This is a genomic window from Pirellulales bacterium (genome assembly GCA_033762255.1).
Taxonomy (GTDB): Bacteria; Planctomycetota; Planctomycetia; order Pirellulales; family JALHPA01; genus JANRLT01.
In genome coordinates this window covers 60,263-86,473 of the sequence record JANRLT010000049.1, presented here as the reverse complement: position 1 = coordinate 86,473, position 26,211 = coordinate 60,263, and the positions used below count along the sequence as shown (strand labels likewise).

The 26,211-nt window shown below is 56.4% G+C and carries 20 protein-coding genes; 12 read left to right on the top strand and 8 right to left on the bottom strand.

Features of this window, described 5'->3' with window-relative positions:
• The first annotated feature begins 338 nt into the window (after positions 1 to 338).
• The 3 genes from SFX18_14295 to msrA all read left to right on the top strand — a co-directional run bounded on the left by SFX18_14295 (position 339) and on the right by msrA (position 2,629).
• Positions 339 to 1,661 carry a DUF1501 domain-containing protein gene (locus SFX18_14295; GenBank protein MDX1964320.1) on the top strand — a complete coding sequence of 441 codons (1,323 nt, stop codon included), beginning with the start codon at positions 339 to 341 and terminating at the stop codon, positions 1,659 to 1,661.
• A 120-nt stretch (positions 1,662 to 1,781) separates the two neighbouring features.
• Complete coding sequence (locus SFX18_14290) at positions 1,782 to 2,069, top strand: DUF2442 domain-containing protein (protein MDX1964319.1); 288 nt, start codon at positions 1,782 to 1,784, stop codon at positions 2,067 to 2,069.
• A 14-nt stretch (positions 2,070 to 2,083) separates the two neighbouring features.
• Positions 2,084 to 2,629, top strand: coding sequence for a peptide-methionine (S)-S-oxide reductase MsrA (gene msrA, locus SFX18_14285; GenBank protein MDX1964318.1), 546 nt, complete (start codon positions 2,084 to 2,086; stop codon positions 2,627 to 2,629).
• 33 nt (positions 2,630 to 2,662) lie between these two features.
• On the opposite strand, the gene SFX18_14280 is transcribed toward msrA, so the two are convergent.
• Both SFX18_14280 and SFX18_14275 read right to left on the bottom strand, forming a co-directional pair.
• Complete coding sequence (locus tag SFX18_14280) at positions 2,663 to 4,195, bottom strand: Nramp family divalent metal transporter (GenBank protein MDX1964317.1); 1,533 nt, start codon at positions 4,193 to 4,195, stop codon at positions 2,663 to 2,665.
• A gap of 205 nt (positions 4,196 to 4,400) precedes the next feature.
• Positions 4,401 to 4,547: a hypothetical protein gene (locus tag SFX18_14275; GenBank protein ID MDX1964316.1), complete on the bottom strand. Its 147-nt coding sequence runs from the start codon at positions 4,545 to 4,547 to the stop codon at positions 4,401 to 4,403.
• Positions 4,548 to 4,596: 49 nt separating this feature from the next.
• Here SFX18_14275 and SFX18_14270 point away from each other — a divergent pair, with 49 nt between their 5' ends.
• Positions 4,597 to 5,439 carry a PEP-CTERM sorting domain-containing protein gene (locus tag SFX18_14270; GenBank protein MDX1964315.1) on the top strand — a complete coding sequence of 281 codons (843 nt, stop codon included), beginning with the start codon at positions 4,597 to 4,599 and terminating at the stop codon, positions 5,437 to 5,439.
• Between the two features lie 9 nt (positions 5,440 to 5,448).
• On the opposite strand, the gene alaS is transcribed toward SFX18_14270, so the two are convergent.
• The 3 genes from alaS to SFX18_14255 all read right to left on the bottom strand — a co-directional run bounded on the left by alaS (position 5,449) and on the right by SFX18_14255 (position 9,994).
• Positions 5,449 to 8,064, bottom strand: coding sequence for an alanine--tRNA ligase (gene alaS / locus SFX18_14265; protein MDX1964314.1), 2,616 nt, complete (start codon positions 8,062 to 8,064; stop codon positions 5,449 to 5,451).
• Between the two features lie 322 nt (positions 8,065 to 8,386).
• Positions 8,387 to 8,980 (bottom strand): riboflavin synthase, encoded by a 594-nt coding sequence (locus SFX18_14260; protein MDX1964313.1) that lies wholly within the window; start codon positions 8,978 to 8,980, stop codon positions 8,387 to 8,389.
• A 192-nt stretch (positions 8,981 to 9,172) separates the two neighbouring features.
• The gene (locus tag SFX18_14255) at positions 9,173 to 9,994 is read right to left on the bottom strand and encodes a sugar phosphate isomerase/epimerase family protein (GenBank protein MDX1964312.1); all 822 of its coding nucleotides are present in this window, start codon (positions 9,992 to 9,994) and stop codon (positions 9,173 to 9,175) included.
• A 287-nt stretch (positions 9,995 to 10,281) separates the two neighbouring features.
• On the opposite strand from SFX18_14255, the gene SFX18_14250 reads away from it, so the two are divergent.
• From SFX18_14250 to SFX18_14235, 4 genes are all read left to right on the top strand, one after another.
• Positions 10,282 to 10,968, top strand: a complete 687-nt coding sequence (locus SFX18_14250; GenBank protein ID MDX1964311.1) for a response regulator — start codon at positions 10,282 to 10,284, stop codon at positions 10,966 to 10,968.
• Between the two features lie 7 nt (positions 10,969 to 10,975).
• Complete coding sequence (locus SFX18_14245) at positions 10,976 to 12,745, top strand: ATP-binding protein (protein MDX1964310.1); 1,770 nt, start codon at positions 10,976 to 10,978, stop codon at positions 12,743 to 12,745.
• A 93-nt stretch (positions 12,746 to 12,838) separates the two neighbouring features.
• Positions 12,839 to 14,032, top strand: a complete 1,194-nt coding sequence (locus SFX18_14240) for a hypothetical protein (protein ID MDX1964309.1) — start codon at positions 12,839 to 12,841, stop codon at positions 14,030 to 14,032.
• Positions 14,033 to 14,188: 156 nt separating this feature from the next.
• Entirely contained in the window at positions 14,189 to 15,493 is a 1,305-nt protein-coding gene (locus tag SFX18_14235) for a hemolysin family protein (protein ID MDX1964308.1), read from the top strand.
• 38 nt (positions 15,494 to 15,531) lie between these two features.
• Here SFX18_14235 and SFX18_14230 read toward each other — a convergent pair whose 3' ends face one another.
• Positions 15,532 to 15,972 carry a MarR family winged helix-turn-helix transcriptional regulator gene (locus tag SFX18_14230; GenBank protein MDX1964307.1) on the bottom strand — a complete coding sequence of 147 codons (441 nt, stop codon included), beginning with the start codon at positions 15,970 to 15,972 and terminating at the stop codon, positions 15,532 to 15,534.
• 429 nt (positions 15,973 to 16,401) lie between these two features.
• Complete coding sequence (locus SFX18_14225) at positions 16,402 to 17,538, bottom strand: acyl-CoA dehydrogenase family protein (GenBank protein MDX1964306.1); 1,137 nt, start codon at positions 17,536 to 17,538, stop codon at positions 16,402 to 16,404.
• A gap of 247 nt (positions 17,539 to 17,785) precedes the next feature.
• Here SFX18_14225 and SFX18_14220 point away from each other — a divergent pair, with 247 nt between their 5' ends.
• The gene (locus SFX18_14220; GenBank protein MDX1964305.1) at positions 17,786 to 19,102 is read left to right on the top strand and encodes a Gfo/Idh/MocA family oxidoreductase; all 1,317 of its coding nucleotides are present in this window, start codon (positions 17,786 to 17,788) and stop codon (positions 19,100 to 19,102) included.
• A gap of 372 nt (positions 19,103 to 19,474) precedes the next feature.
• Positions 19,475 to 20,626, top strand: a complete 1,152-nt coding sequence (gene lpxK / locus SFX18_14215) for a tetraacyldisaccharide 4'-kinase (protein ID MDX1964304.1) — start codon at positions 19,475 to 19,477, stop codon at positions 20,624 to 20,626.
• Positions 20,627 to 21,114: 488 nt separating this feature from the next.
• Here the strand turns inward: lpxK and SFX18_14210 are convergent, their stop codons facing one another.
• The gene (locus tag SFX18_14210; protein ID MDX1964303.1) at positions 21,115 to 22,449 is read right to left on the bottom strand and encodes a DegT/DnrJ/EryC1/StrS family aminotransferase; all 1,335 of its coding nucleotides are present in this window, start codon (positions 22,447 to 22,449) and stop codon (positions 21,115 to 21,117) included.
• Positions 22,450 to 22,997: 548 nt separating this feature from the next.
• On the opposite strand from SFX18_14210, the gene SFX18_14205 reads away from it, so the two are divergent.
• Complete coding sequence (locus SFX18_14205) at positions 22,998 to 25,265, top strand: NfeD family protein (GenBank protein ID MDX1964302.1); 2,268 nt, start codon at positions 22,998 to 23,000, stop codon at positions 25,263 to 25,265.
• 251 nt (positions 25,266 to 25,516) lie between these two features.
• Positions 25,517 to 26,140 (top strand): NfeD family protein, encoded by a 624-nt coding sequence (locus SFX18_14200; protein MDX1964301.1) that lies wholly within the window; start codon positions 25,517 to 25,519, stop codon positions 26,138 to 26,140.
• Positions 26,141 to 26,211 lie beyond the last annotated feature (71 nt).

Genomic DNA, 26,211 nt, shown 5'->3' with positions numbered 1-26,211 from the left:
TTCAAACTCGCGCCATTCGTGACCAAGAGTTCCTGCTTTCTAATATTTTTTAGACCGCTGTCACATTCCTAGTAACGTTAGAGTGGAAAACCGCATAATTACTTGGCAGAAAAAGTTGCTGCCTGGGCTATTCCTCCCTTAAAATGAAACTCAGGTGAACAGGGACAAGAATTTTAATAGCTAGTAGTGGAATTGCTTATTGCGGTTTCATTTTCTGCAATGGTTCTGCATTCTGCTACGTACTGCTATTTGAATTTATCACCAAAGTTTCAGTTTGAGGGGGGGATGCCTGCCTACCAATTGCGGTATCCCGCCTATAAGTTTTGGGAGACCTTCTTATGCTGACATTTCTTGGCCGCCGACAAAAGTTTTGTGATGGCGTGAGTCGTCGGGATTTTCTAAAAATTGGATCTATGGCCACCGGCAGTCTGGCGGTCATGGGGGCGAGTTTGGCCGATGTTTATCGCGCCGAAGCCACTCCGGTCGCTGATAAATTGGGTGGGTTGGGCAATAAATCTATTATTAATATCTTTCTGGCGGGTGGGCCGTCGCACATTGATATGTTTGATATGAAGCCCGAAGCCCCTCCCGAAATCCGTGGGGAATTTAACCCCAGTGCGACAAATATTCCGGGTATCGAAATCAACAGCCTCATGCCGCAACTGGCCAAGCTGGCCGATAAATTCGCGGTGATCCGCTCCCTCACCGGTATTCGGGACGAACATTCCTCCTGGCAGACCGAGACCGGATTTAGCGAAAACGATCTCAAAAGCAGTGGTGGACACCCCAGCTTGGGGGCCGTGGTGGCTAAAATGCATGGCCCCACCAATGGTCCGGTGCCGCGCTTTGTGGATTTGACCGGGCATACGCAGCATGGATTTTTAGGGGCGGTCTATGCGGGCTTTCGACCCGATGGTAACGGACGCGAAAATCTACGCATGCGGGGGGAAATTGGGATGGATCGGTTGAACGACCGGGCCAAGCTCTTGGGCGAGATCGACCGTATTCGCCGCGATGTGGATAATAGCCGCATGATGGAAGCCATGGATTCCTTTAATCAGCGTGCAATTGACGTGATTACCGGCAGTAAAATGGCCGACGCCCTGAAAATCGAAGACGAATCCCAAGCGGTCAAAGAGGAATACGGCCTGGATACCAACGGCGGCGGCGATAACCAGCGGTTTTTACTTTCGCGCAAGCTAATCGAGGCGGGCGTGCGTTGTGTCAGCTTTAGCTGGGGGGGCTGGGACACCCATGAACGCAACTTTGTGCAACTGCGGGATCAGCTACCCCGGTTGGATCATGGCTTGGGGGCGCTCATTCGCGATTTGGACCAGCGGGGGATGCTGGCGGATACGGCGATTGTCATGTGGGGTGAATTTGGCCGCACGCCCCGTGTCAATGGCAGCGCGGGACGGGACCATTGGTCACGTTCCTCAAGTTGCTTTTTGGCGGGTGGCGGGTTAAAAACCGGCCAAGTCATTGGTTCGACCAGTCGCTACGGCGAGGCTCCGCAGGACCGCCCCGTCCACCTGCACGAGGTCTTCGCCACGCTGTACCATTTGATGGGAATTGACGCCAAGAACACGACCCTGATTGATAATAACGGCCGTCCCCAATATTTGGTGGAACATCCGCAGGTGATTGGCGAACTGGTGTAAATGGCTCTCCCCGTGGCGGATGGGTGCGAAATAGCCCATTCCGCAACTGTTTGGAAAAATTCGAACTCCGCCGTAGAATGATCCACGGCGGAGTTTTTTTGTGGTCGAAAATGTAACTCAATGACAGAAGTCCGCATCCAAAACTTGGGTTTCACAGAACACGCCATCACTGTTGTTTTTGACAACAACCAGTCAATTGAGATTCCGCTTGGTTATTTTCCTCGATTATGCCACGGGACAGTGGAGGAACAGAATCAATGGCAATTGATTGGTGATGGTTTGGGCGTGCATTGGGAAAGCTTGGATGAAGATTTATCAATCGAGAACTTTTTACTGGCGTACAGCAAAAGCAAGTCCCCATTATTAGCGAATCACAATCAAGCCCCAACTCCCACCAAGCTCCCTTAGCCAACAAATAAATCATGTCCCCTCCGACAACCGAATTGGCCACGCTGGGTGGCGGCTGCTTTTGGTGCCTCGAGGCCTGCTATGAACAAGTGCGAGGCGTCGAGCGCGTGGTGTCTGGCTATGCGGGGGGGGGCGTGCCCAACCCCAGTTACGAGCAAGTTTGCGGCGGCTATACCGGCCATGCCGAAGTGGTACAACTGACCTTTGATCCCGCGATCATCACCTACCGCGATTTGCTGACGATCTTTTTTGGGATTCATGATCCCACCACGCCCAACCGCCAGGGGGCGGATGTCGGCACGCAATATCGGTCGGTCATTTATACGCATTCAGCGGAGCAGGAGACCACCGCCCGCGAACTGATCGCCGAGCTTAACAAAGAGCAGATCTGGCCCGGTCCAATTGTCACGCAGGTCGCGCCCTTGGTTAAGTTTTTTCCCGCCGAGGATTATCACCAGGGATATTATCAGGCAAATCCCGATCAGCCCTATTGTCAGGCGGTGGTCGGGCCCAAGGCGGCCAAACTGCGGCAGAAGTTTACGCAGTGGTTAAAGGCGTAGCATTATCTCTATAACATCGAGCCACGCGCATTATCACCTAGTCAGTAGCTCAGAAACTTTCGCCACCAGCTTCCCCATTCTGTCCCAGGTGATCCACCCACCGGCCAACAGCAATCCCGCAAAGGAAATCCACAACCCCGCGTCCCAGACGATTCCAGGACGCAGCCGGGCGTCGCAGCGATAGTAGCGATAGTACAACGCCGCCCCCCCCAGCATCGGCAGCATGACCGCTTGGGCGAGTCCACTAATAAGGATCAGCGTGACCGGGTTTTTGTTCCAGGCAAAAATAGCCAGTGAAATTATGGGGATAGCACCGCTCAGGATTACCGTCCACAGTTTTACCTGTGATGGCGTACGCACGCCGCAGCGAAAGACCCGCAGGGCATCCGCGGCCATGCGGGCGTTGCCGGCGCTCGCCACAAAAAACGTGGAATACAGGACCGCGAACGCCCCCACCAAAAAAATGTAGGTGGCCGCCACGCCAAACACGGGACGGTACATTTCCATGAGTGTCGGCACGACTTGGTCGTCACCGGGTTCTAGTCCCTGCCGGTGCAAGACCGTGGCCCCGGTCAAATAAAACGCCACCGTGGCGAATGTATACACGCCCAGCGAGACCCAAGCGTCCCACCGCAATACGCGCAGCCAGCCGCGAGCGCGTTCCCCCCAGGCGGCGGTGTCATCGCGTTGCCCCGCCGCGCGGGCGTATCCTTTTTCCAGGCACCAGTACGGGTACGCGACAAGTTCACTCGCTCCAACGCCAATGATGCCAAACGTGGCCAATGCCGTCTGAATGCCGTTGTTATCGGGAAATTGAAACGTCAATCCCCCCCAAATGTCCCCCAGACCGATGTGCCACTCGGCGGTACTTTGCAGGGCGATAAGGTTAATGATGCTGACCACGGTAAAGATCGCCACCATCAGTGTGGAGGCGTGCTGGACAAAGCCGTACCGACCGATGACCAGCATGAGTGAGGTGGCGGCGGTGATGATGACCGCCCAAAGGAGATCGTCCGTGGTATAGCGCTGGGGGCGCGAGGTTATATTCTCCTGGGAAACACTTTGTGGCCCATTAACTGATGATAACAATTTTTTGGCGGCATCATATTGCTGCTGCTCCGCCAATAAAACGTTGTAATCGTTGGTGATTGGCACGGCGATGGCCAGCGATTGGCCGACGACGCCGACAATCCCCCCCAATTGACCGATGCTAGCGATAAACATAAAGAGCCAGTACCAGCAGAGCCAATTGACGCGCATCCTGGGACCGGGGACCTGGTCAAAAGCGTCCAGCGCGGTCCGCCCCTCGGTCATGGTAAAGCGGCCAATTTCGACCTGGGCAAAGACCTTGATCACGCAACCTATGAGAATTAGCCAGAGCAGCGTAAAACCCGCGGCGGCGCCGGTCTTGGTCGTGGCAATAAGTTCCCCGCTGCCGACAATCGCCGCCGCGATAATCAACCCCGGTCCCAGCCGGGACAAGATGCCGATAATGGTTTGCGGCGGGGCCTCGGTCTGGTCGATGGTCGCGGGATCGCCATCCTGGTCGGTGGGGGAGGGTTTCATTCGAGAGCGTCGGCATACTGAGAAAGTGGATCTTGCTAATTTCAAAAAATGACTTTACATCCCCAGCCCCATTCTGGCAATTTCGCCCAAAAGTGTCAAATTTTCCTGGCTTTTAGAGGGGTCAACAATCAGTCAGTCCAAAAAATATTTTGCATAAGTGACTATTTTTACCACCCAATTCTTGCATCGCTTTCCATTTTTATCTTTAATAAAGCGGGTTAGGGGGGTAAATCGCGGCGGCTGGGGGATCGGCGATCGCGGCAGTATTGGCTGGGCTGGGCAAGCCCGTTGTCGCCGCCGCGTGTCTGTTACTTTGCTCATTTGGCACATCGTTAATCGGGAGAACGCTCATGAGTTGGAAAAATCTTGGTGCTTGCGCCATTGTCGGCAATTTCGCGTGCATGCGAGCTAGTCTTGCCGCCGGGTGGGCGACTCTCTTGGCGGTGTTATTATGGTCCGCCCCCGTCCATGCGGTGCTAATTTCGAACGAACCATTCGGTTACTCGTCGATTGGCCCGGCATCGGTTGACCTGCTGGGAAAAAACGGTGGCACCGGTTGGGGCAGCCCCTGGAAAGCGGGCGCGTTCAACGCCAGCATCACCACGAATTACGACATTGGCAGTGGTTCCTTAGTGTTGCCTGGTAATAATTACTCCACCGGCAACCGGACAACCTCGACACAGCCGCAAACCGGCATCTCGGGCTTGATCCGCGATTTTGACTCGCCCATTCCCTCCACAGCCACCCAAACCATGTGGCTAAGCGTGCTTCTGCGACCTGAAAATCCCGTCAATCAAGGTGCTTTTAACGGCTTTTTTGGAATTTACCTGCGGGGAAGCCTGACGGATGTCTTTATTGGCAAACCCGGCGGCGGCAGCCTGTTCAATTATGTTGTGGAAGAACGGGGCGGCGGTAGTCAACTGGTGGGGAGCGGTTCCGCATCCGTGGCAGCCAACCAAATCAAACAACTCGTCATGCGGGTCGACTTGACCCCCGGTGCCGACCTCTTTCGCCTGGCTGTCAACCCCGCTACCCCCATTTCAACCTTGCAACCCGGCCTGAACCTGAATATTGGCAACGTGCTGGGCGTCGCGGTTTATTCCTCCGGTGCCCATAGCGTGGACGAGATTCGCTGGGGGACGACCTTTGCGGACGTGATTCCCGAACCGAGCAGCATCTGGCTGACAGTGGCAGGATTGGCCGGCGCGGTGTGTTGGGCGTGGCGGAAACGAGTCCCTGGCTGACGCGGCGGGCTAAGGCGCCGCCAAAAGTTTTTCCAGGCTAGCGCGGGCGGCTGCGAGCGCCTCGCCAATTTTTTCCGGATGCTTCCCCCCCGCTTGCGCCATGTCGGGACGGCCCCCGCCCCGTCCACCGACGGCCTCGGCCGCGGCTTTGATCCAGTCCCCCGCGCTCAACCCCCGTTCCTGCAGGTCACGGCTGATCCCGCAGACCAGCGTGACCTTACCCTCTTCGCCGCTGGCCAACAGAACCGCGCTGCTGTTGTTCTTTTTACGAATGGTGTCTATCAGTTCGCGCATTCCCTGACTTTCGGCGCCGGGGGTTTCGGCAATGACGACGGTCGTCCCGGCAATGGTCAGGGCCTCGGCCAGCAGTTTGTCCAGGGAGACTCCCGCTTTGGCGCCGGCGGCCAGTTGTTTTTTTAGCTCTTTGATTTCCTTGGTCAGGGCGGCGACGCGCTGCGGCACATCGGCCACGCTACTGCGCAGCAGGTTGGCGGTCTCTTGAAGGGTTTGCTCGGCGGAGCGGGCCCGTTCCAGGGCGACTTGGCCGGTCGCGGCAATGATCCGCCGCGTGCCGGAGGAAACGCTCTCCTCGCCGATCACCCGGATCAGGCCGATCTGGCCCGTGTTGGCCACATGCGTCCCGCCGCACAGTTCCTTGCTAAAGTTCCCAATGCTGACCATTCGGACAATTTCGGGATATTTCTCGCCAAAGAGCATCATCGCGCCGGTTTTGCGCGCTTCGGCAATCGGCAGATATTGCCAATCAACCGGCGCGGCCGTGGTCAACAGTTGGTTCACCTCGCTCTCAATCGTTTGCAGCGTTTCCCGCGACACCGCCTCGGGATTGGCAAAGTCAAACCGCAGCAGGTCGTCGTCCACCTTGGAGCCTTGTTGTTTGGCGTGCGAACCGACATGTCGTTGCAGGGCATAATGCAATATGTGCGTCGCCGAATGCGCCCGGCGAATCCCGTCCCGCCGCGCGGAATTGACCGTGGCGTTCACTTCCTGCTGCAGCTTCAGCGTCCCTTGGCGCAAATGCCCCAGATGCAAAATAAACCCCCCATCCTTGTGCGTGTCCAATACGTCAAAGATCATACCAGCGGCGGTCAATTGACCCGTATCCCCCACTTGACCGCCACTCTCCCCGTAAAATGGTGTCTGGTCCAGCACCACCGTCACCGGTTGCGCGTGCCCAATTTCTTCCATCGATTCGCACAATTTGTCCTGGGCGATAATGCCCACGATCGTGCCGGTCGCCTCCGTGGTTTCGTAACCCAAAAAGTTCGTGACATCCAGCGTTTTCTTCAGCGTATCGATGGGTTTGTGGGCGAAGACATCCACAACCTTTCCGCCGCCGGAAATTTTGCCATGCTCGGCCATTTCCGCCTGAAACGCGGGCCAATCGACCTGCAGGTTATGCTCTCCGGCCAGGGTTTCCAGCAGTTCCGGGGGAAATCCATGCGTGGTGTACAGTTCCGCCGTTTCGCGACCGTTAATGAGGACGCGGTTTTCCTTTTGCATGGCGGCAAAGAGCCGGTTGATCCGGTCCAAGCCCCCTTCGATCGTATTGAGAAAGCTGGCTTCCTCGCTTTGGATCATTTTGCCGACGCGGTTGGTGGTTTCGGCAAGTTCGGGATATGGCTTGCGCAATAGTTCCGCGACCTTGCCGACAAGCTCGCAAAGGAACGGCTTGCGCACGCCCATTTGATGGCCGTCCAGGACGGCGCGGCGGAGCAGGCGTTTGATGACGTAGCCTTGTTTCTTGGGGCCGGGAACAACTTCCTCATGAATGGCGACGGTACAGGCCCGCACATGGTCGGCGATGCGCCGCAGGCGGCGGCCGTTATCGTCGGCGGGAATGTATTTTACGCCGCAGACTTCGCCGGCGGCCTCGACTAGTGGCCGCAGAGTGTCAATGTGATAATTTGTATCAACGCCCTGCATGACGGCGGCCATCCGTTCCAGCCCCATGCCGGTGTCGATGTTTTTACTAGGAAGCGGGCGCAGATTGTTCGGCGGATCGCCGACGCGGTTGAATTGGGTAAAAACCAGATTCCAGATTTCGACCTTTTTGCCCGGAGAGGCTTCGTAATAAATTTCGCTGCAGGGGCCGCAGACGCCATCGGGGCCTTTGCTGGGGGCTTCGGCGGGCCAAAAGTTTTCGTCCTCGCCGCAACGAGAGATACGCTCCAACGGCAGGCCGATCTGGTTGTGCCAGATATTCGCCGCCTCGTCATCATCCAGGTATACCGTGACGCTGAGCCGGTTGGGATCCAAGGCCATCCATTTTTTGCTGGTCAGCCATTCCCAGGCCCAATGAATCGCTTCGGTTTTAAAATAATCGCCAAAGCTAAAGTTGCCCAGCATTTCAAAAAAGGTATGGTGATAGGCGGTCCGGCCGACATTATCGATATCGCCGGTGCGGAGGCATTTTTGGCAACTGGTGGCGCGGGTAAATTCGAGCTTGATTTTACCCAAAAAGTGATCTTTAAACGGGTTCATCCCCGCCGGGGTAAAGAGCACCGTGGGATCCCAGCGGGGGACCAACACATCGCTAGCACAGCGTTTGCAGCCTTGTGATTCAAAGTAGCGGAGATAGGATTCGCGAATTTCGTCGGTCTGCATAATAGAAATGCCTGGGGAACGATGCCCGGGTATTCAAAGGAAAAATTCCGACCCGGTAGTTGCGTAAAGTCGCAATTTTAGCGTGTGCGGGCAATTTGCGGGAGACGGTTATGCGAAGTTAGAAGTTAATGACGAAGGCAGAATGAAATACGGAATTCGCAGAAGGGAGTGTAACCCACTAGACATCACATACCAAAAACCACATACCACAGACCAAAAATCAGTTTCCCGCCGATGCCATCGGCGGCTTGGTGCCCGCTGAGGCTCGCCCCCCGCCCCCCTAGCGCGGGGACTGGCGGACTGACGTCCACCGCTCGCCATCTTATGTCCGCGGGGCAAGTTGCCGCTCGACATATTTTGCCAGCAAGTCCGTCTCGAGATTGACGCGCTCGCCGGGTTGGCGGATTCCCAGCGTGGTCACCGCCAGCGTGTGGGGAATAAGTTGCACGCAGAATTCCGTGTCGCTCACGGCCACCAGCGTCAGGCTAACGCCATCGACCGTGATCGAGCCTTTCCGCACCATCTGTCGCAACAGTTCCCCGGGAGCGGTAAACCACAGGTCGGACCAGGCAGCGTTATCCATCCGCCGGGCCAGCGTCCCCGTCCCGTCGATATGTCCCGTGACCAAATGGCCCCCCAGCCGATCCCCCAAGCGCAAGGATCGCTCGACATTGACCAGTTGACCGGGGAGCAGTTCTCCTAGATTGGTCAATCTTAGCGTTTCGGGTCCCGCCTCAAAGTGCAACAGTTCTGCTTCAATTCCCACAACGGTCAGGCAGCATCCATTGACAGCGATGCTTTCGCCGATGGTTACGTGCGCGGCGAACTGCGGCACGGCCAGGATCAAACGTTTTCCCGGTCCCACGGAGTCCAGGGCGTGAACGGGGACCGCACATTCGACAAGGCCGGTGAACATGATGCTAGAGGAAAATGTAGGAGGCGACTCTGTCGCCGAATGGAGTTTGGAGTATTGGAGCGTGGGACGGGTGTCGCGGGTCGGGAGGCGAGGGAAAAATGTTGGATGGGACTCTGTCGCCGAAAGGAGTAGTGGAGTTTGGAGGCAAGTGATATGCCCCATTCTTAATTCTTAATTTTTAATTTACAACTCTCACTCCATCGCCGCTTGGCCCAAGAGCTTTCTAAGCGCGGTCATGGCGATCTCGCCAAAGCTCCGGGCCGGAACCTGCCACATTTGGTGATTCATTAATTCAATCGAGACGGGTCCCACATACCCTTGGCTTTGCAAATGCGCTATGAGGGGCTGTAGGGGAATTTCGCCATCGCCGGGCAAAATGCGGTCCGCGTCGCTGGCCATTTCCCGCGGTGTTCCCACCAGATCGCACAACTGCACATGAAATAAATTGTGGGGGGTCAAATAACCCAAATCTTCGGACTTGCTAGGCCCGCAATAATAATGAAACAAATCGAGGCAAATTCCCAATTGGGGATGATTGATATCCGCCACCAAAGAAGCCGCCGTTTGCAGATTATTGGCTAGCACGGCTTCCCGCTGAAATTCAAGGGCTAGGCGAAGCTCGTGCCGAGCGGCCAAATCCGCGGCCTGGACCAGGGAAACTCTCACCCGGTCCAAGTCTGTTTGGGTCAACGGTCCCACCAGATCTCCCGCAATAACCATCGTTTGCACACCCAAGGTCTGGCAATAGTTTAAACGTCGTTCAAATAAGGCCCAATGTTCACGACGGGCATCCCCCTGGCTCAGCAGGAGGCCCCCTTGGAAGCTGGCGACCGGAGTTTGTATCTCTAATCGCTGCAATAGTTTAAGCAGATCATCCAGCGAATGTTGGGCGAGATAACCTTCGACTTTGCCCAGCCATAACTCCACGCTATGGCATTGACCGGCGGCGTAATCTTCGAGTTGCTGATCAAAAGGAGCCGGTAAACTACAGACTTGGCTTAAGGTGGGTAGCATGGGCAAGGTACTGGCAAAATGGCAAAAGTTCGAGCATTATGAGGAATATGTGATGTGAAAATAGATAAAGAATGAATTCCTTGCCCATCGCTCACGGAATTCTAACATGGCAATGTTAGCGTAAGAATTGGATTAGGACAGTCACGTTCCTGGAAATTGGATATTCTGGCCAATTTTTGGGAAAGCCCCTGGCTTGGCAACCACGCTTCAAGGTGAGGCGTGCCGATGCCTTGCCCCTCTTTTTTGGAGCTACTGCCGTGCTCGATACCTTAATCAAGAGCCCCCTTATGGCCCGTGAACGCATTTTGGTGGTGGATGACGAGGAAGATCTGTTGGAGTTGGTTAATTATAACCTAAGCCGCGAAGGTTTTCGCGTGGAATGTGTGGCCACGGGCGAAGCGGCGCTGCACGCGGTGCGCAAGACCCTGCCGGATTTGATCGTGTTGGATTTGATGCTGCCGAATGTGGATGGCCTGGAAATCTGCCGCTTGCTCAAGGGAGATCAAAAGACCAAGCATATCCCCATTATTATGCTCACCGCCAAAGGGGACGAGGCGGATATGGTTAGCGGGTTGGAGCTGGGCGCCGATGACTACATGACCAAACCGTTTAGTCCGCGCGTGCTACTGGCCCGAATTAAGGCCATTTTACGCCGCAAGGCCAAGGAAGCAACCGAGGAAGGGGACGCCATTCATGTGCATCAGTTGGTTATTCACCCTGGCCGGCACGAAGTGCTGATCGAAGGAACTCCGCTGGAATTGACCTTTACCGAATTTCGCCTGCTTCATTTTCTAGCCAGAAAACCGGGTTGGGCCTTTACCCGCGCGCAAATTGTGGACGCCGTCAAAGGGGAAGATTATCCTGTAACAGAGCGCTCAGTGGACGTGCAAGTGGCCGGTTTGCGTAAGAAGCTAGGAGACTACGGCAGTTACATTGAAACAGTCCGCGGCGTGGGATATCGTTTCAAGGAATAACGTTGTTATGCGGCGAAATCGCCTCTGGTGGCGGATAACTTGCATTTATTTGATGGCGGTTTCGGTTGCCTTGGCGGGTTTGACCCTCGTGGCGCATCAGCAAATCGTGTTCCAGCGCGACGCGGGGCAGTTAACGTTGCTTCGCTCTCTGGGCAGCAATCTTTCCGCGGAGCTAGCCCCCCGCTGGCCCGTGGCTGCCGCGGATTTAAAGCGAATCTTACAAACCCGGGGAGGACAAGCGGGGGCTCGCTTTGTTATTTTTGACCCCAACGGGCAGGTCCTGGCCGATAGCCAAGACGCCGACCCCCGCGCCCGGGTCGAGGGAAATCAACCCGAAATACAGCAAATCCTGGCGGGGAAATTAGCGGAGTGGCAGCGGGGAGGATCGGCCAGTGGGGAGTTGGCTTCGACGCTGTTGATTCCCATTCTGGCGGAACAGCGGGTGGTCGCAGCTTTGTTGGTTAGCCAACCCAGCCTGGGAGGAAATCTGGGCGCGGAATTTTGGCTGCCGGTGCTGCTGATTTGGCTTTTGGCGTGCCTGGCGGGTAGTGGGGCTATTTGGTTTTGGATGCAGCCGCTTTCCCGTTTGGCCAGCGCGGCCCAACTTTTGACCCAGGGAGAGTTAGCCGGCTTGCCTTTGCCGTTGCAAGAGACGGAGGAACTGCAGTCGCTCACCAGCGTGTTCAATCGGTTGACGGAACAATTGGAGGAACGAAGCTTTACGATCGGGCGCAAGGGAACCGAACATGAAACCGTGCTGGCCAGCATGGTGGAGGGGGTGCTGGCGGTTGATTCCGAGGAGCGAATATTAACGCTGAACCAAGCGGCGGCGAATTTGGTGGGAGCCCGTCCGGGCGAAGGAGCGGGCCGCAAGTTAAGCGAAGTCATTCGCAACGCCGATTTGCGGCGGTTCGTCCTACGGGCGCTTGATAGTCCAGCCAGCGTGGAGGATGACATCCTCTTGCATGGCGAGCGCAACCGCATCCTGCAGGCCCACGGGACGACCTTGCGTGATACGCGATCCCGGCCAATCGGAGCGGTGATTGTGCTCAATGATGTGACGCACACGCGTCATCTGGAAAATATTCGCCGCGACTTTGTGGCGAATGTCTCGCACGAATTAAAGACGCCCATCGCCAGCATCAAAGGTTTTGTGGAGACGCTGCTGGATGGCGCGCTGCATAATCCCGCCGACGCCGAGCGATTTTTGCGGATTGTGGTGAAGCAAGCCGACCGGCTGAATACGATTATCGAGGATTTGCTGAGCCTGAGCAAAATTGAGCAAAGCGAAGAGGCGGGAAATTTGGTGTTGGAAGAAACCAATATCCACTTGCTTTCCATCGAGGCGATCCAGGATTGCCAGTCCCGCGCGACCGAACGGCAAGTCACCGTCGAACTGGAATGCGCCGAAGACCTGACCACGCTGGCCAACCCCCGGTTGTTACTGCAGGCTATTATCAATCTGCTGGACAACGCCATGAAATACAGCGAGTCCGGCAGCGCTGTGCAGTTACATTCACAACGCCACAACGGCGAAATTGTGATTTCCGTCGAGGATCATGGCGTGGGAATCGACCCCGAACATCTCCCCCGGTTGTTTGAACGATTTTATCGGGTGGACAAGGCCCGCAGCCGCAAACTAGGGGGGACGGGCCTGGGTCTGTCGATTGTCAAGCATATCGTGCAGGCGCACCGCGGCCGCGTGGACGTGCAAAGCCAACCGGGCAAAGGGAGCCGCTTTAGCATCTATTTGCCCTGGTTGCCCCCCGCGGCATAAAATAGGCGTCTGGCGGATAATGTTCTTTTGATTAGCCTTGCAATGACCGAGATACAGCAAACACTTGGAAATGCCAACCCTAAATCGCGCCGTATGCGTCTTCGGCTAGTTCTATGGCTTTTATTGAGTGTGCTCCATTATCTATGGACTATTAATCTTGTTGTCGCCTGCCCCTTTTGTCCCGCGTTACAGCCCACGCTGGCCCAGTTGCGTGACGGGGCGACGGTGGCTGTATTGGCGACGGCGGGGAAGCCCGCGGAGCAATCCGCAGCCCCATCGCAACCGTTTCAAGTCTTTCGCGCATTAAAATTCCCCCTCTCGGGCGATACCATCCAGCATTTCACGCGGACCATGTCCCCCGCGCTTCCGCCGGGGACGCTCGTCTTTGCCTGGACCGAAGACGCCGACCCGGCGAGCGCCCTGTGGCGGACGCGGCCACTCAGCGAATTAGCGGCGGCCTATGCGGCTAGCGTGCCAGACTTACGACAAGACGCCGCGCAGCGTTTACGGTGGTTTATTCCCTATTTGGAACATGCCGACCCCGAGATTGCGTTGGATGCGCAACAAGAGTTTGCCCATGCCGACTTTGCCACGGTGCGAGAGGTGGTTCCCAACTTTGACCAAGCACGCCTGCGCGATTGGTTGACCGATCCGCAGGTTCCGCCGGAACACCGGGGATTTTATGGCATGCTGGCGGGGCTGGCGTGTGCGACCCAGTCGGCGACGCAACCCGTCGACTCCGCTACCCCGCAAATTTCCTCCGGGGACGCCGCGCTGCATCGCGAGGCGCTGACCCGGTTAGTCTGGCAAAAAAGAGACGACTTTCGCGCGGGATACGATGGCTTGTTGGCAGGTTATTTACTAGCCGAAGGCGAAGCCGGATTGGCGGCGATCTGGGAACGCATTTTGCGTCAGACCGACGCACCTAGCGGCGACCTGCGGCACGCCGCGTCAGCGCTGCGGTTTTATCATGAATTTGGCCCGACCCGCCAGCAAGCAAGAGTGGAAACCGCCGTCGCCCTGTTGCTCAATCATCCTGAAACCGCCGCCGCGGCCATTACCGACCTGGGACGCTGGAAATACGACGCGGCGTTGCCACGGGTTGTGGCTTGGTATCGGGACGATCGCGCGGACACGCCCATTCGCCGCTCGGTTGTGGGTTATTTGCGGTCGTTGGGTAGCGTTGCCGCCCGGCAAGAACTGGACCTGCTACGCGCGCAAGACCCGGCGGGAGTCGCTCAATTAGAAGCCTTTTTTGAACTGAAACCCGCAGGACCCGCCAAATAAACGAACGATCGAACGGAAGCGTGCAAACATAGGAGGCCTGGGTGGTTTGGTAAATTCCCGATTTTAGATACATTTCTTTGCTAAAACTGGTATGTTAACGGCTTGTAAAAGTTTGGATAGCTTGCCAACCGCGGTTCTGGGGGTTTTTGCGGCCAAATGACGTCCCTGTTTGGCGAATTTTCGATCATTATTATCTTGATTTTGGCCAATGGTCTGTTTGCCGCGGCTGAAATTGCGATTATTAACGCCCGCAAAGGGCGGCTGCAACAATTGGCCGAAAATGGGGACCGGGGGGCGCGAATCGCGCTGGATTTGGCGGCCAATCCCAACGTCTTTTTGCCGACGGTGCAGGTTGGGATCACGCTGCTCAATATGTTCGCGGCGGCCTATGGTGGCGTAACACTGGCCAATCAATTGGCCGATTGGCTGCGCAGCAATCAGATCGATTGGGTCACCCGCAACGCGCCGGCTATCGCCCTAAATCTAGTGACGCTCTTTATTGCCGCCCTGTCGCTGATCCTGGGCGAACTAGTCCCCAAACGCCTGGCCCTGCGCCAGGCCGAAACCCTGGCCCGTTATGTCGCCCCCCTGATGCAGCTCATTTCAGTGGCCGCGCGACCGCTGATCCAGCTCATGGGCCTGGTCACGGAGGGTATTTTATGGCTATTGGGGGTGCGGGAACAAAACGAACCGAGCGTCTCGATAGACGATATCGAGCATTTGATCGGCACGGGAACCGCCGAGGGGGTGGTCGAACCGGTCGAACAGCGCGTCGCGCTCGAGGCGCTGCGGCTGGGAGAGCGTAAAGTGCGGGACGTGATGCGCCCCCGGATCGACCTGGACGCGATGGCCGTGGATACCCCGCCGGATGAAATCCTAGGGACTGTGATCATGGCCGGTTTTTCGCGGTTGCCGGTCTACGAAAACGATTTGGACCATATTTTGGGGTTTGTCCATATTAAGGATATTTTTCGCCAGCAATATTTGGGTTGGCCGCTGGATCTGGGCAAGATGCTGCGTCCCGCGCTGTTTGTGCCCGAAAGCATGCCCCTGGATCGCCTGTTGCAGCTATTTCAAGAGCAGCACAATCAGTTGGCGATTGTTCTGGATGAATATGGCGGGACCGAGGGGATGGTCACGCTGGAGGATGTGGTGCAGGAACTGGTGGGGGAAATCAGGGACGAACAGCAACGCGATCAGGCGCAGCGGCTGGTCCAACGGGATGAAAATTCGTGGCTAGTTGACGGACAGGTGCATATCGAGGATCTGTGCGAGGCGTTGGGAATCAAATGGGATGCCAGCGAAGAAAGGGACTACAACACGGTTTCGGGACTGATCCTCAGCGAATTAGGCCAGATTCCCCAGGTGGGGGAACGGGCTCAGTGGCAGGGATTTTCACTGGAAGTGGTCGATATGGACGGCCAAAGAATCGACCGGGTGTTGGTGACGCGGGGCGGGTAACTGCTTGGCTCAAATAGGCTCACTTATTATTCCCGCATTCACGCCGAATCCCGCTCTAGCTTGCGCGCCACTTCTTTTAAGAGGACCACCCCCATTTCACCTAGCAGTTGTCTGGCTTCCGCTTGGGCGGCTTGCCAACAGGGATACGCTTGTTTCAATAACTCCGCGCCGGTCGGGGTCAGGCGATACGGTTGCACACGGGGATTGGGGTGGGTGGCCTTTTCAATCCAATGGTTGGTTAACATCCGCTCGAGCGTGCGGCTGATGGTCGAGGCATCCATGCAAAGCTCGGCACAGACTTCACTAGGAACCAGCGTTCCCACCCGCTCCGCCCAGGCCAACAGCGTAAATTGCCCCACGCGCAGTTCCAGCGGTCGCAGCGCGTCGTCATAGATCTGCGTTACAGCCCGATTGAGCAGACGGATCCGCGTGGCCAGGCAATTTGCCGACACATCGTCAGAGAGGGATTGTTCCGGCATAAAATAACTCAAAATTCGATACGAACCAGAGTGTACGGTTTACTTTTCCAGCATTGAATGATGTGGGCCACAAGCCCGATCTATCCCCGCCGTGGTGCTTGTAATTGTGGAAAGTGCGGCTCTGCCCTGGATTCATCTGGAGTTTTTGTTGGAAGGGTCAAGGACCCGATACATAACGAACATTGCAATTAACCCAGGGGTCGGGAGTGGCTGGCGAGGTAGGCTAACAATAGTCATTTACCGTCGCTCGCCAGGCACTCCCGTCCCCCTTGACAAGGCTAAGGGGGACGGGAGTCTTCCACGTCAAAAGCTTGTAGTTCAAATACGTTTTCACCGCGTCAGACTCCCGACCCCTTGGTGCATATTTTGCTTAGAGTTGGTGGCTAAAGCCGACACCATCTTGAATTGTCTCCCGCCATGAATTGGTTTTTAAGTCTCTATACGGGCAAACTCGCATAAATTGGCATTTACCACCCCTTGCGGGCAGCTCCAGACCAAAAAGAACAGCGCCTCGCGGCAGAAACGCTCCGCCGGGTGCCCCGCCACAAACCCCGTCCCCTTGCTGGCGGATAAACTGGCCTGCGCGGAGCGCAAAGCCAGACTATTGGCCCGGGCACGTAATTCGCCAGCCGGACACACGTCTGTACCCGCCGCCAATTCGCGCAGTTGTTGAGTCGCAGCCGCGCACTCTTGGGTAAGTTCCCGCCAGATGGGGTTTAATTCGCCGCGCCGTTCCGCTTCCCGTGCTAGGACCGCCAGACTGGCATGCGCATGGCCCAGGGCCAAGGCCGATGTGTTTAAGCCGCCGGTTTTGGCGCCGGCGGGACTGGCCAAGACATTCGCTTGTGGCCCAGCCAGCAAACAGTCACGGGGAACGGATACGTTGTGCCACTCAACTTCGCCGGTGCAACTCTCGTTCAGGGCTAATAAGAGATAGGGTGTCCGGCAACGGATACCGGGCAAATTTGCGGGAACCGCCAAGAGCACCTGTTGTCCGTCGGGCAGGGTGGCTCCCGTCACGATGACATCCGCCGCGACCGCTCCAGTGACCCACGGGGAAGTGCCATTCAAAATCCAACCAGAGTTGGTGGGCTCGGCCAATAACGCCGCTTGCCCCAGATGCTGGCGGCTTGTTGTCAAATGCGAGATCGCCACCGTGCCGAATAGCTCGCCCGATAACAGCCCCGGCACCCAGCGTTGAATTACCTCTGGCGAGCCAAAATCACAAATCCGGCGCAACGCGCCATTCCGTTGGGTCAATACAAAAGCCGTCGTCAGACAAACGCTGGCTAGTTGGCGGTAAAGTTCGATTTGCGTGGTTTCCGGCCATTCGTCCCCGCCGCAAGGGGCTGGAGCAAACACCTTGTGCACCCCCGCCGCGGCCAATGCCGCCAAGGGTTCGCGGGGCCACCCCTGTTGCCAATTTTCGGGGACTTCCTCGATATTTTCAGCAAAAATTGGGGGAGTCTCAACACGATTAGGCCCTGCTACAACCAGGGACCGCAGCTTGTCGAGCAGTGGCTGCCACAAAGCGTCGTCTGGCGGAAATTTTGTAGCGGGAGGCATCAACGCAGTTTATCAAATTTGCCGTCGCTTCGCAGGGAGGTATTTTTTGCGCAATGATCCGGCGACATTATCAATGGCATAAATCCAAAAAACTTGGCTTTCCCGCCGGGCAATGTTATGATCAGCCCTGACAGAGACATTGCCATCCAAAATGCCAACTGCGGAGTCCCGCGACCAAATACTTCCCGCCCAGGCATTTTATCCCTCCTTTTTCCCTGCCACCCGATCTTTCCACACGAGGAATTTTATGCCCACCCTACCAAAATCCAACAATCTTTCCCGACGTCGGTTTTTAGCCGGGACCACTCTGGGAGGAGCCGCGCTCTTGGCGGGTGTGCATAGCCAGCTACTGGCTGCGGAGTCCCAGTCACCCAACGAAAAGCTGCGATTAGGAATGATTGGCACCGCTAGCCAGGCTCGTTTTAGCATTGAAAACGTCAAACATGAGGACATCGTGGCCTTGTGCGACGTGGATGGACGATTTTTAGATAAGGCCGCCCAGGAATTTTCGCGGGCGCGGACTTTTGGGGATTTTCGCAAGATGCTGGACAATGCCGAATTGGATGGCGTGGTGATTTGCACGCCGGACCATATCCACGCCCCCGCCACCGCCGCGGCGCTGATTCGCGGCAAGCCAGTCTACTGCGAAAAGCCCCTCACCCACACCGTGGAAGAAGCGCGGTTGATCGCCCAACTGGCGGCCAAGCACAAAGTCCCCACGCAAATGGGGACGCAAATCCACGCCGAAGAAAATTATCGCCGCGTGGTGGAGTTGATTCGCGCGGGGGCCATTGGCCCGATCACCGAGGTGCACACCTGGGCTGGTCGGGCGTGGGGCGGAGGAGAACGGCCTGATAAAGCGGACCCCATCCCAAAGCATTTGGATTGGGATTTGTGGCTGGGTCCAGCGCCGGAACGGCCATTTGTAGAGGGGATTTACCACACAGCGAATTGGCGCAAGTGGTGGGACTTTGGCGGGGGAAATTTGGCGGATATGGCCTGCCACCACATGGATTTGCCCTTTTGGGCGTTAGGTTTGCGTTATCCGATCAAAGTCCGCGCGGAGGGACCAAAGGTCCATCCCGAAACATGTCCCCTCGGCCTCAAGGTCAGTTACGAATACGCCGCCGAGGGAAACCGTCCCGCGCTCAAATTGCACTGGTATGACGGAACATCCATCCCCGAAAAGATCCTGGATATTCCCACAGGAGGCGGAGGGAATCTTTTTGTGGGCGAGAAAGGGATGTTGCGGGCCGACTATGGGTCTTGGAAATTGTATCCCGAAGACAAGTTTCGCGATTTTCAGCCCCCCGCCCCGACCATCCCCGTATCCGTGGGCCATCACCAGGAATGGATCAACGCGATCCGCACCGGCAGCCCCACGACGTGCAACTTTGATTATTCGGGGGCTTTGACCGAAGCCGTGCTGTTGGGAAATGTGGCATACCGCAGCGGAGTGGAGCTGGAATGGGATGCGGCCAAGTTGACCGCGACCAATCATCCCGAGGCGGAGCGTTTTATAAAAAAGCAATATCGGAAAGGCTGGGAGTTGCCGCGCGGGTAGGGGATCGCTTGCGTAACGCGTTTAGAATGCGCATATTCCTAATTCGCGCTACCAATCGTCATATTTTTTGAGTTACGAAAAGATTTTTGTTGTTCAAGCATTTGCGGGCCAAAGGCAATTGATTCATTGCGGGCCAAAGGCCCGACCTATTTCAGCCTAGGGCAAGCGCAGCGTCGCCCTAGGTTCATGGAGAATAAAATCTGGAAGGGCCAACGGCCCGATTCATGTCATTTCCTATAAACATTCAATAAACATGCCCCCGATATGCAGAAAGGAAGAAGGGAGTTTGCCGTGAACAAGTGCTATTGCCATAGGCTCCTCCACCGTGCCAGACTCTCGACCAGCGGTTCGTAACACATCTATTGCCGTGCTATGCTTGATCCCCAGGAATTTCAGAACATTATCAGCGGTCGGCGGCGGGGTTGGGGAGGCACGCTATGGCGCACGGGTTTTGCCCTGGCCGAGTGGCCCTATGCCATCGCAATGCGCCTGCGAAATCTGGCCTATGACCTGGGCGTGTCGCGGATCAGCCGGGTTGAAGTGCCTGTGATTAGCGTGGGAAATTTGACCTTGGGGGGGACCGGCAAAACTCCCTGTGTCGCCTGGCTGGCGCGCTGGTTCAGAGAGCGAAATGTGCGAGTGGCGATTATTAGTCGCGGTTATGGGGCGGGCGGCGATAGCCGCAATGACGAAGCCCGCGAACTCGAGGAACAACTGCCCGATGTTCCCCATCTGCAAAATCCCGACCGCGTGGCCGCGGCACTATTGGCGATTGAGGAATTTGGCACGCAACTGTTGATATTGGACGATGCGTACCAGCATCGACGAATTGCGCGGGATTTGAATCTGCTGATTGTCGATGCGACCGACCCCTATGGCTCTAGGCATGTCTTTCCCCGCGGGATGTTGCGCGAACCCCTGTCAGGCGCCAGCCGTGCCCAGGCCATTCTATTAACCAAGGCGGACCAGGTCCCGGCGGAGACACGAAAAAACATTGCTCGCCACTACCAAGCCTTGGCACCTCACGCCATCTGGTGCGAAACCCGTCATCAACCCCTGCGCCTGCTCCGGGCCGACGGGCAAACGGCGGATTTAAAATTGCTAAACAATCAATCGGTCGGAGCGATTTGCGCTATTGGCAATCCCGCCGCGTTTCGCCAAACATTGATTGATTGTCACGCCCACGTGCGAGACATGCGGATCTTTCCCGATCATCACCGCTACACCCGTGCGGACGTGGAATCACTGGGGGATTGGGCGAGCCAACTGGACCTAGGCACCGCTGGGCAAGGCACTCATGAAATGCTAGGCATTGCTGGACCAGCCAGCAGTGGCACGCTGGTCTGCACGCACAAGGACTTGGTCAAATTGGGAATGACCGAACTGGGGGGGAAACCGCTTTGGGCGTTGGCGATTGGGCTGGAATTTTTAAGTGGCGAGGAGGAATTACTTCGCCTGCTAGAGCCTTTGGTCGAGCGGATTACCGCCAGCGATGATCCGTATGCCGTGGAAGATGGTTTGTGAGTCTAAGGGATTGGATAGTTGAAATTTGAGAAAAATTCATGAGCCACGGATCAACACCGAGGAAACACAGTTCGGGCTTCAGCCCGAAACCCCAGGCTGTAAACTGACTTTGTTGGTCGAACGGGATGAATCGGGCCTTTGGCCCTTCCATTTATTTCTTCCCCTTTACCTAGGGCGACGCTGCGCTTGCCCTAGGCTGGGATAGGTCGGGCCTGTGGCCCGCAGGCATTAAATGCCTGTGGCCCCCAGGCATTAAACGCCTTTGGCCCGCGGGAATCAAATGCAATTGGCCCTCAAATCCTTGAGCCATGAATAACTTTCGCACGTTGCAAAGATTTAGTAGGTTAGTAGTACGAATTTAAGCAGATGATTCTAAGTTGGCCTAGATTGCTAAAATCATATCCGCGAAAATCCGTGCCAATCAGTGTCCGAGACCGTGGCAATTCTAACAACCACTTTCTCCCACACATGACGCAGTTGTTAATCCGTTATAAGCTGCCATTCACGACGTATTGCACATACGCGGCGGGAGCAGCGGCGTTCTGGAGTGGTTCGCGATCCAGAAATACCGGCCGTGGAATTGGCACCGGTGCCGCAACGGGTTGCGGCGCGGCTGTCCGTCGCACGCCAAAGTATTCGGCGATCCGGTAAACCACGGTTTGCATTTCCGTGGTTGTTAATTCCGGGAAAATCGGCAAGGCCAGCGTTTCCCGCGCGGCCCGTTCCGACTCGGGCAGGCTCCCCGCGCTGTAGCCCAAAGAGCGGAAGCACGCTTGCTCATGCAATGCCAAGGGATAATAAATCTCGGTGCCAACTTTGCACTGGGTCAGATATTGCCGCAGGGCGTCGCGACGGCCGTCCGGCACGCGCACCACATATTGGTTCCAGGCATGTTCGCCATACGCCGCCGTGACAGGCAGGCCCAACACCCGGTCCAGCCCGCGGTCGTGGAACATTTCATGATAGCGGGCGGCATTGGCGGCGCGGTGGGCGACCCAGTGCGGCAGGTAGGGAAGTTTGACATTGAGCGCGGCGGCTTGCAACGAATCCAGGCGGCTGTTGATGCCGACCACCTGGTGGTAGTAACGGGGTTCCATGCCATGCCCCCGCAAAAGCTTGAGCCGCGCGGCCAATTCGTCATTATTGGTGGTCAGCATGCCGCCATCGCCAATCCCACCCAGGTTTTTGGTGGGGTAAAAACTAAAGCAGCCAATTTCTCCTATGGTCCCGGCGGACTGACCCTGAAATTTGGCCCCGATGGCCTGGGCGGCGTCTTCCACCAGCGGAATCTGGTGGGGCGCGGCCACTTCCCGCAATGTTTGCAAGTCCGCGCACTGACCAAACAAATGCACCGGGATGATCGCTTTGGTCGCGCGGGTCAGGCGGGCCTGGACATGGCGGGGATTCAGGCAATATGTCGCCGGGTCAATATCCACAAAGACCGGCATCGCCCCCAAGCGCCACACGGCGCTGGCCGTGGCAAAAAACGTGTAGCTGGGAACGATGACCTCGTCTCCCGGGCCAATCCCCAATGCCATCAGCGCTAAGAGCAGCGCGTCGCTTCCCGAGGCACAACCCACGGCATGCTTGGTTTGCAGATAGGCTTCTAGGTTTCGTTCCAAATGTTCGCATTCCGGCCCCAAAATGTATTTGCCGCTGTCCAAAACTCGTTCCAGCGCGGCCGCCATTTCCCCCCGCAGCGGGGCATGTTGCCGCTGAATATCCAGCAATGGGACCGCCGACAGGGGTTGTTGTCCAGTCGTTGTTCCTGCATCCATGGGCACGGGCGCGGCAGCGGGAAAGTCGGGGCGGTAGATTTTCATGTCAATCTCACTTCCTACCTGATAAAAACATGCGCGATCCGGGCGATCCGCAATGAGTTGGATAAGCAATGGCGTCCGTACCCGCAAGCTCACGGGAAGTAGCCGCCAAATTCTCGGCGAAAGATAGAAATCCCACGGAACACCGTCAATACCGAAAAGCCGCGCCCGGAGGGCAATACGGTTTATCGCCTCGCCATTCACCAACGGTAGGCGCGCGTCTCTTGGCCATCCTCTCAAACATGGCGGGCGTCCCTTTCCGCCGCAACGCCAGAGGAATTTACCCAGCGCGACGCAAAGCCTTGACTCTGCAATAGTTACATAAACAATTCAACAGCCAAAAAATTGACTAGCTTCGCGCAATCCCTATAATCAAGGTGGAAGAGTTCGCACAGATATGCCACGGCTATTTGCCCAGCGGACTGGCACGAGTGCGGCATTGCAAATTAGCTGCGGACCATTTTGGGGCCTTGCCCATGCTAGACGTGAAACGCCAAATTCAAATTCAACACCAAATTGGCTCGAAGTGGACAACACTCGTCGCGCATTTCATGGGATTTTGTTGTTTGCTGGGCGGTTTTCAAATTGCCACATTTGCCCAGCCGCCCCAGAACCCCCCGGCAGCCGCGGAAGCTCCTCCGCCAGCCGCTGACCAGCCCGCAGTGGTAGATCCCGCCGGAGCGCGTGGCGGGTTGGTAAAGCTTAAACTTCCCATCACGGGAGATGTGGATACGCGCTTTCGTAATGCCTTGCAACGGTTGCTAGCGCGGTTTCCCGCAGAACAAGGGACGCGTCCTATTTTGGTGATTGAGTTTTCCCCCGCCACATCCGCCGAGGATGCCGGCGCACCAGCCAATCCCCCTCAAGATGACGCCCATAAAAGTGATTTTTCCCGTTCTCAGGCATTGGCGGAATTGCTTCGCTCTCCCGATTTACAGCGAGTGCGGGTGGTAGGCTATATCCCCCCCAAGGTGCAGGTGCGGGGGCATGCTGTGCTGGTGGCGTTGGCTTGCCCAGAGCTGATCATGGCCCGTGACGCGGAATTGGGCGAAGGAGGAATTCACGATCAATCGGGCATCGACCGTAGTGAAGCCTACAAGGCGGCGGCCCAAACCGGCGGCAAACCGGTTCCCCTGGCATTGGGATTTTGGAGCGCAAAAAACAAAGTTCATCGGGCGGAAATTGCGGATGCAGGGGTGGAATTTGTGCTGGAAGCCGATCTGCCTAAACTACGCGAACAAAAAAATGTCACCGCCGAAAAAGCCTTGGATCGGCTCCCCTTTAACTTTACCGGCTTGGAATGCAAGCAACTGCTGGGCATTGTGAATTATCTGGCGGCGAACCGTCAGGAATTGGCCGCGGCCCTCAAAATACCCGAAAAGTTGCTGAATGATGAATTCTTTTTGGGGGCGGGCGCCAAAACCGCGCAGTTGCGCATCGAAGGGGTGCTCAGCCCGGCGTTGTTGGCGGAAATTGATAAAAAACTAACGCAGGCACATCAAGACGGGGTCAATTTTGTGCTCGTGGTGATTCGTAGTCCTGGTGGCGCTCCCTCGGCGGCGGCGGGATTAATGCAAACCCTGGCAAATTTGCGCAGCAATGATGACCATCCCTTTCGGACGGTGGCCTGGATTGACCAGGAAGCGTTGGGGGACGCGGCCTGGATCGCCCTGGGCTGTGATGAGATTGTGATGAGCCCCCAGGCGCGGATCGGCGGTTACGGCAGTGGCAATCCCACGCCGGATGACCGGGCAAACTTGATACTGGCGTATAAAGATCACAAAAATGAGCTGGATGTGAATGTGCGGCGGGGGATTGCCATGCAAAAGAACCGCCCTTCCTGGTCGCTGGGGGCGGCGTTGATAGGCAATACCGAGTCGGCCGCGCTTTACAGAAACAAAGTCAGCAACCTCCGCAAGGTATTTTCCCCGGAAGAATTGCGGCAGCAGGCCGATCCCGCCGCTTGGGAGCAATTGCAAGAAATTGCCCGCGCTAACGAACCGTTGGAATTAACCGGCACCAATGCCCTGAGTTATGGGCTGGCGGCGTTTAACGCCGAAAATATGCACCAACTCAAAGAGCACTATGGCTTGGAAGCCAGCCCCGAATTATTAGAACCGGGCTGGGTGGACTTTTTATTGCGGGCCATTCGCAACGACTATGTGATGATCTTTTTGTTGTTAATTGGCGGCGCGGGGATTTTGGCGGAACTGCAAACTCCCGGCGTCGGCCTGGGGGGTTTTATCGCCTTTCTGTGCTTTATGCTGTATTTTTGGGGCCAATTTCTGGAAGGGACCGCCGGCTGGCTGGAAGTGCTCTTGTTTGTTTTTGGATTGATTTTCGTATTGATGGAAATTTTTGTCTTTCCCGGTTTTGGCATCCTGGGCTTTGGTGGCGGGTTGATGATCTTGGCTTCGCTCATTTTGGCCAGCCAGACCACGGTGATCCCCACCAACGCCTACCAACTGAATCAGTTGCGCAATACGCTGCTAGTGTTGCTGGGAGCGGGGGCGGGGACGATAGGCGTGGCGGTGCTATTGCACAAATTTCTCCCCAGCACGCCCGGCCTCAATCGGATGCTGCTGGAGCCTCCCTCGGAGCAAGAACGCCTGGACCAGGCCCGTCGCGAAAGTCTGGCGGATTTTTCCCATTTGCTAGGCCAGCGGGGAAAAACCACCACTCGCCTGACTCCCGCCGGAAAGGCCCTCATTTCCGATCAATTGGTGGATGTAGTCGCGCCGGGAGATTACATTGACCCGGGCAAAACCATCGAAGTAATCGAAGTTCGCGGCCATCGAGTCGTCGTGCGCGCGGTCTAGGCAAGGTATCCACTCGCGCAAATACCGGGGATTTTTGTCCACGTTGGAAATTTCGCGGCTATTTCCCCGCCGATATCGTTTTCACGTTGGATTACTGCTAAACTAATTCTTAGCGGCCCGATTCTTGCCGGATTTGTCCACTCACGTGGGTTTAGGCACACAAAGTGCTACAATAATTGATGAATTCCCTTCGCGGTCTCTGCTCTCCCTGTCCTGCATATCAGAATGCGCTTTCCGATTGAACGGCAACCATGTCTGAACCGTTTTTGTGGGCGACGATCTTACTAGCCCTGGGGCTATTTTTGGTGGGGTTGGAGTTCCTGCTTCCCTCCAGTGGGATTATTGGACTCAGCGCCGCCTTATGCCTTGGCAGTGGCATTGGCATGGCCTTTTATTATGGAGGCTCGTGGTATGGCTATCTTTATTTGGCCATCGCCCTGTTATGTGTGCCGGTGATCGTGGGGGTGGGTTTCAAGTTATTGCCATACACCCCCCTAGGCAAAAAATTGCTTTCCCTGGCTCCCATGGGGGACGAAGTGTTGTCGGACGTGGCGACCCGCCGTAATCTACGGGGGTTGATTGGCATGGTAGGCCGGGCCATCACGCCCATTTTGCCCAGCGGCTCCATCGAGGTCGCGGGACTGGTGTTGGACGCGATCAGCCAGGGGATGCCCATCGAAAAAGGGGCAGGCGTGCAGATTATTGATATTCAGGGGACGCGGATTATCGTGCGCCCCTTTGAGGGGCCGATTCCCAGCGGCGTTTCCGCCCCCGTGGAACGGGAAAATATCCCCCCGGATACCCAATTATTTGAACAATCGCTGGAAAGCCTGGGAATTGAGCTGGAGGATGACCCCCCCACCAAACCGGCGTAAACGAAAATTATCGGGATTCACTGGGAAACGGGCCGGGGTTTGGGGTATAATCCGGCGAGTTTTCCGTAGGG